The sequence below is a fragment of the Streptomyces sp. NPDC091376 genome, from assembly GCF_044757085.1.
Taxonomy (GTDB): domain Bacteria; phylum Actinomycetota; class Actinomycetes; order Streptomycetales; family Streptomycetaceae; genus Streptomyces; species Streptomyces pratisoli.
Genome location: NZ_JBIVUF010000012.1, coordinates 209261 through 225485, shown reverse-complemented (window position 1 = coordinate 225485; position 16225 = coordinate 209261). Strand labels below are relative to the sequence as shown.

General features: G+C 71.4%; 15 protein-coding genes. 4 read left to right on the top strand and 11 right to left on the bottom strand.

What is annotated here, in order from left to right; genetic code table 11:
• The first annotated feature begins 50 nt into the window (after positions 1-50).
• Positions 51-1229 carry a winged helix DNA-binding domain-containing protein gene (locus tag ACIQMR_RS25665; protein WP_401391574.1) on the top strand — a complete coding sequence of 393 codons (1179 nt, stop codon included), beginning with the start codon at positions 51-53 and terminating at the stop codon, positions 1227-1229.
• Positions 1230-1421: 192 nt separating this feature from the next.
• Here ACIQMR_RS25665 and ACIQMR_RS25660 read toward each other — a convergent pair whose 3' ends face one another.
• Genes ACIQMR_RS25660 through ACIQMR_RS25650 form a run of 3 tightly spaced genes read right to left on the bottom strand, consistent with a single transcriptional unit; the run spans position 1422 to position 4223 of the window.
• Positions 1422-2948 (bottom strand): DUF2079 domain-containing protein, encoded by a 1527-nt coding sequence (locus ACIQMR_RS25660; RefSeq protein ID WP_401391571.1) that lies wholly within the window; start codon positions 2946-2948, stop codon positions 1422-1424.
• Positions 2949-2959: 11 nt separating this feature from the next.
• Positions 2960-3352 (bottom strand): cupin domain-containing protein, encoded by a 393-nt coding sequence (locus ACIQMR_RS25655; protein WP_401391568.1) that lies wholly within the window; start codon positions 3350-3352, stop codon positions 2960-2962.
• A gap of 25 nt (positions 3353-3377) precedes the next feature.
• A complete protein-coding gene (locus ACIQMR_RS25650; RefSeq protein ID WP_401391565.1) occupies positions 3378-4223 on the bottom strand; it encodes a prepilin peptidase in 846 nt (281 codons plus the stop codon).
• A 103-nt stretch (positions 4224-4326) separates the two neighbouring features.
• On the opposite strand from ACIQMR_RS25650, the gene ACIQMR_RS25645 reads away from it, so the two are divergent.
• Positions 4327-4701, top strand: a complete 375-nt coding sequence (locus ACIQMR_RS25645) for a DUF192 domain-containing protein (RefSeq protein WP_401391562.1) — start codon at positions 4327-4329, stop codon at positions 4699-4701.
• 46 nt (positions 4702-4747) lie between these two features.
• Here ACIQMR_RS25645 and ACIQMR_RS25640 read toward each other — a convergent pair whose 3' ends face one another.
• The 6 genes from ACIQMR_RS25640 to ACIQMR_RS25615 form a co-directional block, all read right to left on the bottom strand.
• Positions 4748-5596, bottom strand: coding sequence for a hypothetical protein (locus ACIQMR_RS25640; protein WP_401391559.1), 849 nt, complete (start codon positions 5594-5596; stop codon positions 4748-4750).
• A gap of 59 nt (positions 5597-5655) precedes the next feature.
• A complete protein-coding gene (locus ACIQMR_RS25635) occupies positions 5656-6780 on the bottom strand; it encodes a hypothetical protein (RefSeq protein ID WP_401391556.1) in 1125 nt (374 codons plus the stop codon).
• 52 nt (positions 6781-6832) lie between these two features.
• On the bottom strand, positions 6833-7708 hold the full coding sequence (locus ACIQMR_RS25630) for a hypothetical protein (protein WP_401391553.1): 876 nt from the start codon (positions 7706-7708) through the stop codon (positions 6833-6835).
• Positions 7705-9423: a polymorphic toxin-type HINT domain-containing protein gene (locus tag ACIQMR_RS25625; protein WP_401391550.1), complete on the bottom strand. Its 1719-nt coding sequence runs from the start codon at positions 9421-9423 to the stop codon at positions 7705-7707. The genes ACIQMR_RS25630 and ACIQMR_RS25625 overlap by 4 nt, the downstream gene beginning before the upstream one ends.
• Before the next feature lie 213 nt (positions 9424-9636).
• Positions 9637-10365, bottom strand: coding sequence for an Imm52 family immunity protein (locus tag ACIQMR_RS25620; RefSeq protein WP_401391547.1), 729 nt, complete (start codon positions 10363-10365; stop codon positions 9637-9639).
• Between the two features lie 154 nt (positions 10366-10519).
• On the bottom strand, positions 10520-12781 hold the full coding sequence (locus ACIQMR_RS25615) for a Tox-REase-5 domain-containing protein (RefSeq protein ID WP_401391544.1): 2262 nt from the start codon (positions 12779-12781) through the stop codon (positions 10520-10522).
• Between the two features lie 199 nt (positions 12782-12980).
• On the opposite strand from ACIQMR_RS25615, the gene ACIQMR_RS25610 reads away from it, so the two are divergent.
• The gene (locus tag ACIQMR_RS25610) at positions 12981-13253 is read left to right on the top strand and encodes a hypothetical protein (protein WP_401391541.1); all 273 of its coding nucleotides are present in this window, start codon (positions 12981-12983) and stop codon (positions 13251-13253) included.
• A 25-nt stretch (positions 13254-13278) separates the two neighbouring features.
• On the opposite strand, the gene ACIQMR_RS25605 is transcribed toward ACIQMR_RS25610, so the two are convergent.
• Complete coding sequence (locus ACIQMR_RS25605; RefSeq protein ID WP_401391538.1) at positions 13279-13614, bottom strand: hypothetical protein; 336 nt, start codon at positions 13612-13614, stop codon at positions 13279-13281.
• 468 nt (positions 13615-14082) lie between these two features.
• Between ACIQMR_RS25605 and ACIQMR_RS25600 the strand changes: the two genes are divergently transcribed.
• The gene (locus tag ACIQMR_RS25600; RefSeq protein ID WP_401391535.1) at positions 14083-15402 is read left to right on the top strand and encodes an MFS transporter; all 1320 of its coding nucleotides are present in this window, start codon (positions 14083-14085) and stop codon (positions 15400-15402) included.
• Positions 15403-15533: 131 nt separating this feature from the next.
• Here the strand turns inward: ACIQMR_RS25600 and ACIQMR_RS25595 are convergent, their stop codons facing one another.
• Positions 15534-16193 (bottom strand): SMI1/KNR4 family protein, encoded by a 660-nt coding sequence (locus ACIQMR_RS25595; protein WP_401391532.1) that lies wholly within the window; start codon positions 16191-16193, stop codon positions 15534-15536.
• Positions 16194-16225 lie beyond the last annotated feature (32 nt).

The window sequence follows — 16225 nt, the reverse complement described above, 5'->3', positions numbered from 1 at the left end:
CGGGGTGAAAGCGGACAGTTTCTGGCCTGATCGCCACCTAGGGTCGCCGTATGACGACGACGCGCCGTGTGACCTGGGCCGAGGCCAACGCCCGCCGCATCGGCCGGCAGCATCTCGCCGCTCCGGCCTGTGCCAAGGGCTCCTCCACCGCCGCGATCACGGGAGCCATGCTCGGCGCGCACGCCCAGGTGCTGTCCGCCGCCGAGCTGTCGATCGCGCTACGCCTCGCGGGCGCGACCCGGGCGGACGTACGCGAGGCGCTGTGGACGGACGGCACGCTGGTGAAGACGTACGGGCCGCGCGGCACCGTCCATCTGCTGCCTGCTGCCGATCTTCCGCTGTGGACGGGGGCGCTCTCCGCGATCCCGGCCGGGCCGAATGCGATGCCGCCCGCGGTCCGGATGACGGACGAGCAGACGGAGGAGGTGCTCACGGCCATCGGGGACGCGCTGGCGGAGAGCGCGCTGACCGTCGACGAGCTGACCGACGCGATCGTGGAGCGGACGGGCCCCTGGGCCGGGGAGCGGGTCATGGAGGCGTTCCAGGACCTGTGGCCGCGCTGGCGGCAGGTGACGCACCGGGCCGCGCACCGGGGCGTGCTGTGCTTCGGCCCCAACCGCGGCCGCAAGGTCACGTACACCAATCCGCACCGCGCCCTGCCCGGGTTCACCCCGATGGACGGCACTGCCGCGCACACCGGGCTCGTACGCCGCTATCTGCACGCGTACGGGCCCGCCACCCCGCAGCACTTCGCGAGATGGCTCGCGGCGCCGGGGGCCTGGGCGGCCGGGTTGTTCGCCTCGCTGGCGGAGCAGGGGGAGATCGAGAACGTGCTGTTCGAGGATGCGCCGGGTTGGGTCGTGGCGGGCGACACGGATTTCGCGGACGGCCCTGTCCGGGGTGTGCGGCTGCTCCCCTACTTCGACGCGTTCGTGATCGCCTCGCAGCCCCGCGGGCTGCTGTTCCCGGGTCGCGCCGAGGAGCGTGCGCTGGCCGGCGGGCAGGCGGGGAACTTTCCGGTGCTGCTCGTGGACGGCATCGTCGCGGGTGTCTGGCACCAGCGCCGCTCGGGGCGCCGGATCGCGGTCACGGTCGAGCCGATCGCGCCCGGGACCCTGACGCCCGCCCGCCTGCGGGCGCTGGAGGAGCAGGCGGAGCGGTTGGGCGAGGTGCTGGAGGGCCCTGCGGAGCTGACGGTGGGAGAGGTGACGGTGGGCCCCCACGCGTGAGCCGGCGGGAGCGCTTCAGCCGGCTAGCTCACCGTGCTCACCCTTCTCGCCCTTCTCAGCCTTCTCACCGCAGTCGTCGCCCCCCGGCCCCCTCAGCCTTCTCAGCCTTCTCACCGCAGTCGTCGCCCCTCGGCCCCTCAGCCTTCTCACCGCAGTCCTCGCCCCTCGGCCCTGGCTCCTCGGCCCCCCGTCTCAACCGTCGCGCCTCAGCAGGGTGATGCCGTCGCGTGCGGCGACGAGCCGGTAGCCGTACGTCCGCCGCGCCGCGTCCAGCTCGGCCTGCTGCTGCTCCGGGGGATACGGCCAGTGGCCGGTCTTGTAGGGCCAGGCCTCCGGGGCCCTGCTGTCGTGGATGATCCACTCCGCGGTGGGCCCGGGCAGCCGCTTCCTGTCGTACTCGTACAGATGGCCCTCGACCGGCCATGTCGGGAAGAGCACGACGTCGCAGCGTGAAGTGAGCTGGGGAACGAGCCGGTTGGACGCGGCGACCGTCGCCCCGTCCGGGATGCGTCGCAGCAGGTCGCGTGCCGCCTCGATGTGCGGGGTGGTGCGCCAGGTGGCCCGCTGCGCCAGCTGGGCGAGCGGGAAGGACGGCAGCATCACCACCGTCACGGCGAGGACGGTCAGCAGCGAGGCGCGGACGTGGCGCGCCATGAGCGGGTGGTCCGACTGCCGGTGGCGGGCGAGTACGTCGATGAGCCCGGCGAAGACGACCGGCATCAGGACGGCGCTGTAGTGGAACGCGGTGCCCCAGTGGAAGCCGTTGTCCGACAGCATCCGCCAGGCGAGTGTCGGTACGGCGATCAGCGAGAGCGGTGAGCGCAGGGCGAGGAGCGCGCTCGGGGCGAAGACGAGGACGAGTGTCATGGCCTTGACGTCCGGGCGGAGCGCGTCCAGCGGTGCGAAGGCGATCGTGGCGAGCAGCGAGCCGTGGGCCTCGGCGAGGTTGCCGCCGTGCGCGTAGCCGCCGCCGGGGTTGAAGGCGGGCAGCAGGAGCTTGATCTCGATCGCGCTGCCGATCAGCCCCGCGGCGGCGGTCACGAGCCCCAGCTTCCGCGGCCCCTTCCACGCCACGTACCCGCCGAGCGCGGCGAGGGTCAGCCCCAGGTCCTCCTTGACCAGCAGCAGCGGCGCGGCCCAGGCGACCGCCTGCCGCCAGCGCTGCCGGGCGAGCGCTTCGAGGGCGAAGGCGAGCAGCGGTACGGCGAGGGCGACCTCGTGGAAGTCGAAGGCGGCTGCCGAGGCGATGCCCCAGCTCGCGCCGTATCCGAAGGCGACGACGTGCGCGGCACGACGGCCGAGTGAGCGCACGGCCCAGCGGGCGAGCGGCACGACGGCGAGCGCGAGGAGCGCGGACTGGGCCAGCAGCAGGCACAGCGGGGAGGGCCAGAGCCCGTAGAACGGGGCGAGGACGGCGACGAGCGGATGGAAGTGGTCGCCGAGCAGGTTGAAGCCCTCACCGCGCAACGGGACGACCGGCGCCTGAAGTTGGGCGTAGGCGCGTACGGCCTGCTCGAAGATGCCGAGGTCGTAGCCCGTGGTGCGCAGCAGCTGATGGCGGCGCACGGCGACGGTCGCGTAGAGGAGGAACAGAACCGCCGCCCACCCCCAGGGGAGGAGGGCGGCGGGAAGGCCATCCGCCGGCCGTGCGACGGTGGGAGCCGGATTCGTCCTCGTCTGCGCACGCGAGACCGTCGAATTGTCAGAGAATGTCCCCATGCGTCCGCATGCTAGAGGGCGTGACCGGTGGTGCTGTCCACATGAGCGGGGATCTCCCCCTCGTGGCGGTCCCCGGTCGATTTCGTGCCGCTCGGTTCGAACATCAGGATCGAGCCGCCCGGCGACGACGGCTTGTGCTCGATGCCCTTCGGCACCACGAACGTGTCCCCCTTGTGGAGCTCGACGGTCGTCTCCGTACCGTCGGCGTCGCGCATCGCGATGTCGAAACGGCCGTCGAGAACGAGGAAGAACTCGTCGGTGTCCTCATGAACGTGCCAAACGTGGTCCCCGGCGGCGTGTGCCACACGGACGTCGTAGTCGTTCGTCCTGGCCACGATGCGCGGGCTGTAGATGTCGTCGAAGGAGGCGAGCGCTTCAGCGAGATTGACGGGCTTGGTGTCCATGCACCGAGTCTGCCGCGCGTCCGCGCTACGCCGCGAGGCCGCCCAGCAGCAGCCCGATCAGCGCCCCCGAGATCATGAACGGCCCGAAGGGGATCGCGGTCTTGCGGCCCGCCCCGCGCAGCACGACGAGCCCGAGCCCGTACACCGCCCCCAGCGCGAATCCGGCGAAGGCGCCCACGAACAGCACCGGCCAGCCGTACCAGCCCAGCGCCACCCCGAGCGAGAGCGCGAGCTTCACATCACCGAACCCCATGCCGTTCGGGTTGATCAGGAAGAGCACGAGGTACGCGGCACCGAGGGCCGGCCCGCCGAGCAGCGCCGTCCGCCACGATCCGGCGGCCTCGGGGAGCAGCGCCGCGCAGCCGAGCAGGACCGCGGCCGCGACGGCGAGCGGCAGTGTCAGTCGGTCCGGGAGCCGGTGGACATTGCGGTCGACGACCGCGAGCAGTACGGCGACGGGGGCGAGCAGCACCCATACGGCGAGCTCCGGCCGGGGCCCGACGGCCGCGGCGAGCGCGGCGCAGGCGAGCGCGGTGAACGCGGCCACGAGGAACGAGGGCCGATAAGGGACGGACGCATGGCCGGCATCGCCCGGTGTCCCGGACCCGGCGTCCTCGGGGGCGTCCGGCGCGGGACCCGTGGCGGCCGCCACGGGCGCCGGTGCCGGAGCGGCGACCGCACAGCTCGGACACCGCGCGAGCCCGAGCCAGCCGCCCGCCCGCCCGGTGAACGGATGCCCGGCCGGGCATTCGTTCCGCCACCCCTGCTCCGGCTCGACGGAGAGCCGGTACGCGGGGCGCGGCACGAACACCCCGGCGGCGGCCCCCCACAGGGCGGCGACGGCGATCAGCGTGACGTACCCGTACTCCACGCTCCGACCCTAGGGCCGGCGGGTCTCCGGGTCATGGGCCCACGGGCCCACTCCTCGCCATCGGGGGCCCACGGCAGGTCAACTCCCGCTACGGTCCTGTCCCATGGGCGGATGGCAGGACGGACGGGGCACGCTGACGGTCCCCGGCAGGGAAGAGCCGGTGGATCTCCTGATCGCCGCGTCGTACCGGACACGGGCCCGCGGGCTGCTGGGCCGTGACGGGCTCGACGGCGCGATCATGCTGACCCCGTGCACCAGCGTGCACACCTTCAGGATGCGCTTCACCATCGACGTGGCCTACCTCGACAGGGAGTTGCGCGTCCTGCACGTCCATACGCTGCCGCCCGGCCGGCTCGGTCTGCCGCGGCTGCGGAGCCGCCACGTCCTGGAGGCGCAGGCGGGGGCGATGGCGCGGTGGGGCGTGCGCCCGGGCGTACGGCTGTCGATCGGGTCGAGCGGGTCGATCGACGGGGCATGATCGGGTCGATCGTCGGGCGTAGCCGCCGGTCGCGTCGGCTGCGCGGTCACGGCAGCTTCGCCGCCTGCTCGGTGACCAGGGCGGCCGGGACCTCGGGCGTCCTGGCGTCGACGAAGTTGGCGGCGTAGAAGGTCGCGACGCTCGCCCCTCGGCGTACGACGTGGAAGACGAGCGGCACCTTCGCTCCGCCCACCGCTCCCGTGACCTGGTAGGCGAAGGCGTCGTCACCGGCCCGCGGCGCCGGGAGCCGCCTGACCGCCGCGTAGGTGGAAGGGCCCTCGCCACCATGGGTGGTGAAGCCGCCGGCGCACGCCTCCACGGCGGTACGCAGCGATCTGAGCACGCCCGCCGCGGAGCCGTTCGCGTGGGAGGTGAGGATCTCGGTGACCACCGTCTGGGTCTCCTTCCCCTCCTCGGACGCGTCGACGAGCGTGCGGAAGACGGTGGCCGCGGCCACCGGTTCGGGCGCTCCGTTGATCATGGCGGCGAGCGGCCGGCACTCCTGCTTGTCGGCCTGCTCGGTGCCGGTCTCCTCGCCGCCCTGCATGGGCGAGACGACGAAGTGCGGCACGTCCCCGGTCACGAGCGCGGCCTTGGCCAGCTCGGCCTTGGTGAGCGTCCTGCCGCTGCTCGGAGCGGATTCGGCAGGAGCGGGGTCGGCAGGAGCGGAGTCGGCAGGAGCGGACGGTGCCGCTGTCCCCGGGGAGGGCGCGGCGGACGCCTTCCTCGCGTCGTCCTTCCCGTCCCTCCCGCCCTTGTCGTCCCCCTCGCACCCGGCCGCGAGCACCGTCGTCAGGGCTGCCGCGACCGCGGCGATCGCGATGCGCCGTGCCGTACCCGCGGTGCGCGTGGTCATGCCGTCCCCCACCTCGATCACCTCGATCGTGTCGTCCACGGCACGCTAACAACGCCGTTCGGCACGACGCATGGGCCCACGGACCCATTCCGCACCCGTCAGGGCGGCCCCGACCCGAGCAGCGTGAACGCCCCGTACACCCCTGACGCGACGGCGAGCAGACCCACGACCGCGACCAGCGTCCACCGCCGCAGCCGTGCCAGCGCCACCGCCGGGGGCAGCAGCAGCGGGAAGGCCGGCATGATCAGCCGCGGTCGGGAGCCGAAGTACGCGGCGCCGATCAGCGAGATGACGACGATCCCGATGCCGTACACCAGCACGGGCAGCGGCTGACGCTGCTTCACACACAGCCACACCACCCAGAACAGCAGCCCGAGCGCGGCGATCAGCCCGATCCCGGCGAGCGGGTTCGGACCGGTGAGGTGCCCACCGACGAAGCGGGCGAGGGCGACCCCGCCGTCGATGTTGTTGCCCCAGGCGGCCTGGACTTCGAAGTACGCGGTCGGGCTGCCCTCCCGTACCGCCACGAAGATCACGTAGCCCAGCCAGCCCAGCGGCGCGAGCACCACCCCCACGGCCGTCCGCCATGTCAGACCGCCGCGGAGGAAGCGGACGAGCGCCGTGATGCCGAGGGCGGCGACGAGCGCCGCCGCCGAGGGCCTGGTGAGCCCGGCCGCCGCGCACAGCGCTCCGGCGACGATCCAGCGGTCGGTGAGCACGGCGTACAACGACCAGGCGGCGAGCGCCGTGAACAGCGTCTCCGTGTACGCCATCGACTGCACGAACGCAGTCGGGTACACGCCCCACAGCACCGCCAGCAGCACTCCTGCCCGCTGTCCCGCCACCCGCGACCCGACCGCGTGGATGCCCCACGCGGCGGCGAACGCCGCGACCCAGCCGATCACCAGCCCCGCCGTGGCGGGGCTGACGGGCAGGACCTCCGAGACACCCCGTTCCAGCGCGGGCAGCAGCGGGAAGAAGGCGAGATCGGAGTGGACGCTGCCGTCGGGGAGCGTCGTCTCGTACCCGTAGCCGTTCTCCGCGATCCGGACGTACCAGACGGAGTCCCAGCGCCCGCTGAGGCGGTGCAGCCCGTCCTTGCCCTGGACGGCGGCGACGAGCGCGAGGATCGCCATCCCCAGCAGCCGTACCGCCGCGTACCCGAGGAGAGCGGGGGCCGCGGCACGGAGTCCGCGCAGGTGGGGGGTGTGGGGCTGGGACATGCGGTCGATTATGGCGGTACCGCCGACGATCACCCGAAGCGGGAATCCCCGCTCAGTCCCACGGCAGCCGGTCCGGCCGGCGCCGCCACCACCAGCCGCGCTCGCGCACCGCCGACCCCGATCTGGTCAACCGCCCCAGCAGCTCGCCGTCGTCGTCCCGCGAATGGCTGCGGAACAGCTCGTCGAGCCCGTCGGCCGCGTGGGCCAGCGGTTCGCGGACCGCCGCCGGCGCGGTCGCCAGCCGCTCGGCCAGGGCGTCACGGGCGCACAGGTCCTCCACGTACGACTGCTGCGGATAGCGGCCGGTCGGCGCCCAGTCCGCGGCGACCCGGCGCACCAGCCGCTCCCACAGCAACAGCTCCTCCCGGGCCCGGTTGGCCGCGCCCTGGGCCGGCGCGGTCCCGTCCGGATCCGTGGCGGCCACGAACGTCTCGGTGGCGGGAAGGTCGATGTGCTCCGCGCGGAAGACCTCGGGCAGCGGCTCCACCCGGGCCCCGGGCAGCTGCGGGACCGGCGTGTCGACGGCGTCGACGGTGTGGACCGGTACGTCGCCGTCGTCCGACACGTACACCCGGGCGCGGGCGAGCCTCCCCTCGGGCGTGGCGGCACAGTACGCGGACGGCGCCTGGAGGTCCGGCGCCGGATACAGCACGGTCGTGCCGGTGGCGGCCGCGAGCCGCAGGGCCGCCGTCGCCTCGTCCGGCGGCTGCGGCACGTCCTCGGACACCCACACGTCCCAGGACAGGGCCAGATCTCCGGCCGCCGACTCGTAGCCGCACAGCACGGGCGCCTCCCAATCACGGCCGTCCTGCTCGCCGTCCAGGTCGGCGACGTCGACCGCCGGCACCGGCACACCGAGCACCTTCGCCAGCGCCGCCGCCATGGCGTCCGGCGCCGGCCGGTGCACCGTAAGGAAGTTGTAGATCACTGGTACGTCCCGTCGTACACCTGCTTGGCCTTCTCGACGGCCGCGGGGTTGTTCTTGAACTTGGGGTCGAACTGGAAGGCCTTGACCTTGGACGGATCGCCGCCGGCCCTGGCGATCTCCTTGAGCGCCGCGTACTCGGTGCGGTTCATGTCCACGAGTCCCTTGCCGGAGATCGGGTACGTCCGTCCATTCTCCTCGACACCGTACTTGCGGCCGTTGATCTCGTAGGCGCTGCCGTTGTCCACGAGTTTGCCCTTGCCCTCGGCGATGCCCTTGATGTCGGCCTCGACCTCGGCCTCGCGCCCCTTCAGGATGACCGTGTTCTTCTCCTTCACCTGGCCGTGCTTGGCCCCGGCGACGGTGTGGCGGTCGTGCGGCGGCTTGAGCTTCTTGCCGGCCGCGGGTCCCTTGACGCTCGGATCGGTCTCGAACTCCTTGCACGTGTTGTTGTTGTGGACGAGCGCGTGCGCACTGCCGATCCCCACGTAGTACGAGTGGAGGCCGTCGACCGCCAGGTCGTACGTCGTCTGCCGCTGCGCGTAGCGGGTGACGGACGTGACCTGGAGCGAGCCGCCGTCCGGCAGCCGCAGGGTGGCGCCGGTCCCGATGTCACCGGCCTCCGCCCAGCGCCGTTCACCGGTGAGCCAGAAGGGGTGCGTGTCGGTGGCGGTGACCGGTCCCGCGGTCGTGCCCAGTCGGGTGAAGTCCTTGTCGTCGTGCGTGACGAACGTACGGACCACCGGGCGCACCGTGGTGAGCCCGCTCGTCGGGTCGGTGGCGACGACCTGGTCCCCGAGGCGCACCGACTCGATCGGGATGCTCCAGCCGCCGGCGAGCAGCACCCGCGTCCCCGGCGGGAAGCTGTGGGCGACCGGGCAGTTCGTCGGCGTGTCGTCCGGCTTCTTCTCGTCCGGATTCTTCTCGCCGGGTTTCTCGCCGGGTTTCTTCTGTTTCTCCGGGTCGTACTTCTTCCTGGCGTCGTCGAGCGCCTTCTCCGCGTCCTTGACCCGTTTGCGGTTCTTCAGCAGCCCGGTCAGCCCGTCGTACAGGTCACCGCCGTGCTTCTTGAGCTTCTGGATGAGCTCGTACGCCTTCTTCCACTTCCACGGCGCCCCGTACTTCGCCGCGAGTTTGCCGACCGCGCCGCCGACCAGGCTCAGCAGGATGTTGACGAGCGTCTCGGTGCAGGCGCCCATGTCGCCCTTGGTGATGCAGTCCAGCGCGTCGGTGATGCCGAGTTCCTCGGCGAGGATCTTGGCCAGCTCCTTGGCGGCTTCCTTCGCCTTGTCGGAGTCGCTCTGCTCGGCGGCCTGGGCGTCCTGGAGCTCCTTGAGGGCCTTCTCGTAGTCGAGTTGCTCCTGGGACTTGGGGGTGTCGCCGTCGTCGGAGGCGTTCTGCTCCCCGCCCGTGCCGTCCGAGCCGCCCGCGTCCTGGCCGCCGGCGCCGTCCTGCGCCTGGGTCCCGTCGCCGCCTCCGCAGTCGCCGCCCCCGGTGATGCGGCAGACCTGCGTGCTGAGCCCTTCGGCGAGCGTCGGGCCGATGCCCGTACCCACCAGGGCACCGATGATCGCCGCCACCACGACGACCAGACCGACGTACTCGAGCGCCGACTGTCCGGACTGCGACGCGCGCAGTCCCAGCAGCCGTGCGTCGGTGCCCGGTACGACCCTCCGCGCCCAACGGCGTACTCGGCGCGCAACCCCCGATGCTGACATGCTTGCGACGCTAGGGCGGGTGCGGGCCGTGCGTCGTGGGCCCATGGACCCAAAGCCGGGCTCAAAGCCGATGACACGACTGACGTCTGAGCTGACGTCAAAGCTATGTGTGGGACCGGCCGTTCACAGCGTGCGGCGGCAGGTCGTTCACGCCGTGCGGGGGCGACCGTTCACGCCGTGCGGCGGTGGCCGTTCACGGCGTGCGTCAGGACGTCACCACGTGGAGCGGTCGAACGGCACGGGAAGAGCTTCCAGGGCTCCGGCCGACCGCAGTGCCCGATGTGCCGCGATGATCGTCTCGACGGAGGGGTCCTCCGCCCCTCCCCGGGTGAGATCGATGACCAGTCCGTCATGCGCGGTGCGCGTGTACGTACCCGGCAGCCCCTCGGGGGCGAGGGCCGCGCGCTTCGCGGACAGGTAGACGGAGCGGCCGCAGCGGGGCGCGGAGTTCGGGAGGCCGAACTCGTCCTTCACGGCGGTGAACTGGGCGCGGCCGGCGGCCTGGCCCGCGTCGACGTCCCACGCCTCGGCGACGATCCGCAGGATGTCCGCGGTGCGGCGGATCACCGCCACGGACTCGTCGAGTTCGCGTGAACGGAACGTCACGGCGACGGAGTTCGTCACGTACTCCGACGTTCCGCCCGCCTGGATCGCGACGGTCACCCGGGGCATCCCGGGGTTGTTCGTCAGAACGGACGTCGTGAACCCGATCCGCCCGGCGTCGGGCTCCTGGTTCGTCCGCTCGACGTAGTCGGTCAGCGCCGCCGCCGAGACCGGCAGCTCCGGGGCGGACGCGACGTCACCGGTCGCCTCGCGCCATCCACTGAACGCCGCGCGGTCCAGCGCCTCCAGGGCGTTCAGACTGTCGGCCCAGCGCCCGCCGACCTGCGCGGCACTCTCCTGCCGTCGCCCCCAGAATCCGTTGACAACGACGTTCAGCACGACGTGCTCCCTCTGCCCTCTGGCTCCGGCGACTGGTCTTGGTCGTCTCCCTGGCCCTGGCCGCGCCCTGGTCGCGATCCTCGCCCTGGGTCTTGCTCCCGGTCCTGGGTCTTGCTCCCGGTCCTGGCCCCGGGTCATGCTCCCGGTCCTGGCCTCAGCCGACAACGTCACTCGCGGTCTTCTCCACCGTAACCTCGATACCCCTGGTCTCGAACATCTCCTGGGCCGCATCGGCCACGTCGGGATCGGAGAAGTGCCATACGACGGGCTTGCCCCTGGCCGCGTCGACCTGCCGCTGCGCCTGCTTGGCCCAGCGGTCGGCGATGTCGGGCTTCAGCGCCCCGGCGTCCGCGTCGTAGTACTTCGGGTTCCGGTAGCCGTACTTCGCTTCGAGGTACTTGCCCGACGCGGCGTCCCAGCCGTCGAAGTTCACCGGCTTTCCGTCGAGCTTGTCGAGGGGGACCTGGTACTCCTTGCCCCGGTTCACACCCGAGATCTGCTCCTGGTAGCGCGCGCCCATCTCGGACTCGTAGCTGAAGAGGGCGGGCTTGATGCGCTCCCACTTGCCGTCGCCGCCGTCCTTCGTGCCCGCGCGCGGGTTGGCCAGGTCTTCGTACCAGGCCGGCTTCGGCTGCTGCTGCGCCCGCTCCAGACCGGCCTTCCGCCTCGCCGCCTCGGCGGCCTTCCTCGCCTCCTCCGCCTGCTTCGCCGCCTCCTCCGCGGCCTGCTTCTTCTCGGGATCGACCTCGTCGCACTTGTCGGCGAGCAGCTGGACCGGTACGACCGCACGCGGCCCCGCGACGACACCGGTACCGCTGCCGGACACGGCCGGCCCGCCGCCGTACGGGACACGGACCCGGCCGCCCATCCCGATGGTGCAGCCCGTGAGACCCGCGTCCTTCGCGGCGTCGTCGGCGTGCTGCTGGGCTTCCTTGGCGGCGCGCTCGGCGCCTTCGACATCGCCCGCCTTGGCCGCCTTACGGGCCTTCGCGGCCGCCTCCGAGGCCTTCTGCGCGAGCTCGCCGACCTTGCCCAGCTTCCCGAGCTTGCCGAGTTTGCCCAGCTTTCCGACGAGCTTCGCCTCGCCGTAGCCGGGGATGAAGAGCGAGCCGATGTTCCAGGCGACGGTGCCGATGGCCTGGCCCTCGTCGCCCCGGTTCCACATGTCGCGGACGTCGTCGCCGACGAAGACGTCGTCGAGGACGGTCACACCGGTGCTGACGGATGCCGAGCCCCAGTCCCAGATCGCGCCCAGGTAGTCGCCCTTGGACCACTTGTCCCCGGCGCCCTCGGAGTCCTTGAGCCACTGGCCGCCGAGGCTCGATCCGTAGTCCTTGATGCCTTCCCACGCCTTGATGGGGTGGAAGATCGTCTCGAAGGTTCCGGTGATGTCGCCCCACAGGCCGTCGACGACGACGCCTTCGAGGAAGCCGCCGACCTGACCGGCTCCGCAGGACAGGAAGGCGCCGATGCCGGAGGTGCAGCTCTCGCCGTCGTCGCCGCTCCCGTCCTCGCCGTCGCCGTCGCCGTCATCGACGTCGTCGTCCTCGTCGAGACCGTCGTCCGGGACGCCGGGCCGGCCGGTCTCATCGGTCTCGTCGTCCTCGTCGTAGACGGCTTCGTCGGCGGGGGTGGTGTCCTCGGCGCCCGTGCCCGTGCCTGCGCTGGTTCCTGGGTCGTCGACGCCGCCGGTGGTGTCGGTGCCCGCGTCGGCGCCTGTGCCGGGGCCCGCGTCGGTACCCGCGGCAGTGCCCGCGTCGGTCCCTGTGTCGGGGGCGTTGTCCGTACCGCCGTCCGTACCGTCACCGGCCTCGACGTCCGTCGATCCGTCGCCGTCCCCGTCACCTGCGGGGCAGGAGCTGCCGGTGATCTCGCAGACGGCGGAGCTGAGCCCGCCCGCGATCTGGCCTCCGACCCCGGTCGCGACGAGCCCGACGATGATGGCCGCCACGAGAACGATGAGGCCGACGTACTCCGTGGCCGTCTGCCCGCCGTCCCTGCGCCACTTGATCAGGCGGGCCGCGCGGAACGGCCGGCGCGCGACCCGCTCGGTCGCGGGCAGCAGGAACCAGGCGCGCGTCGCGGGACGGCACAGCAGCACGATGACGGCGATCGGGACGACCATCTGGGTGACGCCGCGGCCGTTGCCATCGGTCAGCGAATGCAACGCACCGAGCAGCAACCACGCTTGAACGAGCAGCAGCGCACGGCGTACCCACACTCCGCCGGTCCACACCCGCCGCGCCAGCACGAACCCGGCGATGCCCGGGGCGGCGGCGTACAGCATCAGCCCGAACAGCTCGCCGTCCGCGCCGCCCACGGCCGAGGCGACGATGAGCAGCCCCAACGCCCCGAGGACGGTGAGGCCGAACAGCAGATGCAGCAGCACGAGGACCGCCTGGAGCGGTCGCGGCATGGGCTGCCTACCAGATCCCGGCACGGGTGGCAGCGTCCCCGCACCTGTGCCACCGGCCGCGTTGTGCGGCTCAACTCCCGCGAATCCCCCACCCGTTGCAGCCATACTTCGGAGGCTAGGCGCCCCGGGACAGGAGGTCATGGGCCCCTGGGCCCAATGTCCACAGGAGGCGGGAGGGGGCCGGGGCTGGGCCCTGGAGGTGATTCCGTTCAGAGGTTATCCACAAGGTCTCGTCGTCGAGATCGAGGGATACGCCTTCCACGGCACCCGCGCGGCCCACGAACGCGACACCCGGCGTTTCAACGACCTCGCCGACTGCCCGGGCGTACGGCGGGCCCTCCGCTTCACGGCGCGGGAGGTCTTCCAGCATCCGGAAGAGATGATCGCGACGATCCTCAGGGCGCTGGCGGGGCTGGTCGGGCCCGGTGCGCTCAATACACCTCGCGACCTGCCCCATGGTCCAGCCAGGTAGACCGCGGATCAGCAACGCCTCGCGCTCAGGGCATCGGCACGAAACCCGCGCCCTGGTCGAGCAGGAAGGGCGAGCCGGGAGCGCTCGGATCCCAGCCTTGCGCCCGCGCCTCCTTGACGGCGGCGGCGACATGAGCAGGCCGAACAGGCGCTGCCTCAACGCCCACCCAGTTGCCAGGATGCGGCAGTCCCGTGGTGACGACCAACGCTCTGCCCGGACGATCGGAGTCCGTGATCCCCACCGCGTAGACCAGCGGCGTCCAGCACAGCCCCTGCATGTAGGAGGGCTTGCGGCGAATCCGCCAGCGGTACGTGATCCCGTCGACGATGATGCGACGCGAGCCCTTCTCGTTCAGCGTCACGTCGCCTCCTCCCCGTCGGAGTTTGTGATCCCCTGCAATCGGATCGTCCTCGAATGCTCCAGGACGAAAGCCCCGTAAGGCTAGGGCTGTCCACAACGGTTGCTCGCCGGGATAACCCCGTACCCGCCCTCGCCGCTCCGGATCGGCACGCGGTGATGTGCCGTGCGATGTGCGCTCAGTGATCTCAGGCCCAGCCTCGTGAGCGGGCCGCTTTGGCCGTGGGTTCGAAATCGGCTTTCGCGCCGGGCGGACGAGGTCTAGGGTCCCGGGTGCAGCAAGCAGCCCACGAGGAGCTGAGACATGATCGTCGGTCGTCCGAGCGCGCGTTGACGTCGTAGGCCGTGATCGGCCTGTCATCGCGTGCTGCCTTGATGTTGCGGCACAGCGAGCCCTCCCCGCCTGCACCGTGGGTGCGCCTTTGCGCGCCGGTTGGCGGGGCCCTCGTCGTCGGCAACCCAAGTGGTCTTCGTGCCGTCCGCTACCTCTGCCGTATCCGATTCCGGCCGGCCTGTTCCGTCGAGCCTGTGGCGAGACGGCGACTTCCGCAGCCTCTGGCTGGGCCAGACGGCTTCCCAACTCGGCGAACACGCGTCCCTGGTGGTCCTGCCGCTCTTCGCCGTCCTGACGCTCCATGCCGGTGCCGGCGAGTTGGGTGTCCTCCGTGCGGTCGGACAGGCGCCGATCCTGCTGCTCTCGCTCTTCGTCGGTGCGTGGGTGGACAGGTGGCGGGCCCGAACGGTGATGGTTGTGACGGACATCGGCCGGACCTTGGCGCTCGGAGCCGCCGCGGCGGCCGGTCTCCTCGGTTGGCTCGGCCTGCCCGCGCTGCTCGTGGTCGCCTTCGCCGTCGGGGCCCTGTCCGTGTTCTTCGACGTGGCTTACCAGGCATCTCTCGTCAGGCTGGTGCAACGCGATCAACTGGTGCGGGGCAACAGCGCGCTCGAGGGCAGCCGGTCCGCCGCGCAGATCGCCGGTCCCGCCCTCGGCGGTGCGTTGGTGTCCCTGCTGTCGGCGGCTGCCGCTGCCGCCTCCAGCGCACTGTTCTTCGCGCTGTCGTTCCTGTCGATCCGGCGGATCCGCCGACGCGAATCGATGCCGGAACACTCGGAACGTCCCACTCGGGTGTGGCGGCGGATCCATGACGGCGTCCGTTTCGTCGTCAGGGAGACCTCGCTGCGGACCGTGTGCCTCGCCTCGGCCGCGTTCCAGTTCTCCTTCGCGGCCATGATGACCGTCTACCTGCTCTTCCTGCCGCGCGAACTGCATCTGTCAGGCACCGCCGTCGGGCTTGCGCTCGCCGCGACGGGCCCGGGCGCGCTCCTGGGCTCGATGCTGGCCGCCCGCCTGCCGAGCCGGTTCGGCCATGGCGCGGTACTCGTGTCCGCGGCGGCACTGGGCGACGGCGTGTTCCTGTGCGTGCCCGCGCTGCACGGCTCCCCCGCGACGACCCTTCCCGTGCTGCTGGCGGTCAACTTCGTGTTCGGGGCGGGCGGGCAGCTGGTGAACGTCACGGTCATGGCCGTCCGGCAGGCCGTCACGCCGGACGCGATGCAAGGCCGCGCGGCCGCGACGATCACGTTCGTCGGTATGGGACTGACCCCACTCGGCTCGCTGCTCGGCGGATTCCTCGCACAGGAGTGGGGGCTGCGCACCAGCCTCCTGGTGACAGCCGCGGGCATGATGCTGTCCCCACTGCTGATGACGCTGTCCCCGCTCGCACGCCTGGGACGGATGCTTCCAGCCGCACCGGGATCTGGGGACGGCAATCAAGCCGCCGCCGAGACCTGAGCCGACACGGCTTTCGTCACGGCTCGATGCTGTGACATGCGCTGTCCTACAGCGTGTCGAGTCCTCCAGGCACGGCCTGTCTGAGATCCGTGGCATCTCCTCAGAGAAGACGCGGCCAATCGCGGGAGTGCTCAATCCACGTACTCCAAGTGCTCAGACCACCAGCCTCGGTCGGCCTGCCATGCCTGGAGCCAGGACACGAAGTCGACTTCTGACTCTGCTTCCTCTCCGGCATCGGCGTAGGGGGCTGCGCATCCGTCCCCCAGCCACCAGACCCGGCCGCGTTGAGGTCCGGTCACAATGAGTATCCAGAATTCACAGCCGCGGTTACTGCCCAGGAGGATCGAGCCATGCTGGTAGAGGCCGTGGAGGCGGGGTGAGTGCTGGTCGTGGTCGTAGTAGTCGTACTCCCACTGCCACGCTTCCTCAAGAGGAAAGGGCACGGCCGGCTTCCGCGGGGCCGTGCCATCGAATGGTTCGGGGCTCAGCCAGCATTCCGCTTCCCAGCGCTGCCAGTTCTCGGGCAGTTGCCCCAGCGGGAGCAGCCCATGTGTCGTGGCTGCGCCTTCCGATGTGCCGTTGGAAACCTCGGCAACGAACGTGCGGTAGGGCTCAGGCAGCTCGATGCCATGTGCCGCTTCCCATGCCTGAACCCCGGCCCAGCCAAGGGGAGGGCGGCGAAGATCGCTAGGGATGGCGTCACTGAGGGCGGAAATCGCAGAGCAGAGCCGTTGCTCGGCGGGGTCTGTCACGAGGCTCCGTTGGCTGTAGGTGTCGAGGTTTCGCGTCACAGGAAGAGCCTGTGACCTGGGATCGGCTCACC

Coding starts and splice junctions, on each gene's coding strand:
- ACIQMR_RS25665 (WP_401391574.1), top strand. CDS start 51: ATGACGACGACGCGCCGTGTGACCTGGGCCGAGGCCAACGCCCGCCGC.
- ACIQMR_RS25660 (WP_401391571.1), bottom strand. CDS start 2,948: ATGGGGACATTCTCTGACAATTCGACGGTCTCGCGTGCGCAGACGAGG.
- ACIQMR_RS25655 (WP_401391568.1), bottom strand. CDS start 3,352: ATGGACACCAAGCCCGTCAATCTCGCTGAAGCGCTCGCCTCCTTCGAC.
- ACIQMR_RS25645 (WP_401391562.1), top strand. CDS start 4,327: ATGGGCGGATGGCAGGACGGACGGGGCACGCTGACGGTCCCCGGCAGG.
- ACIQMR_RS25635 (WP_401391556.1), bottom strand. CDS start 6,780: ATGTCCCAGCCCCACACCCCCCACCTGCGCGGACTCCGTGCCGCGGCC.
- ACIQMR_RS25625 (WP_401391550.1), bottom strand. CDS start 9,423: ATGTCAGCATCGGGGGTTGCGCGCCGAGTACGCCGTTGGGCGCGGAGG.
- ACIQMR_RS25615 (WP_401391544.1), bottom strand. CDS start 12,781: ATGCCGCGACCGCTCCAGGCGGTCCTCGTGCTGCTGCATCTGCTGTTC.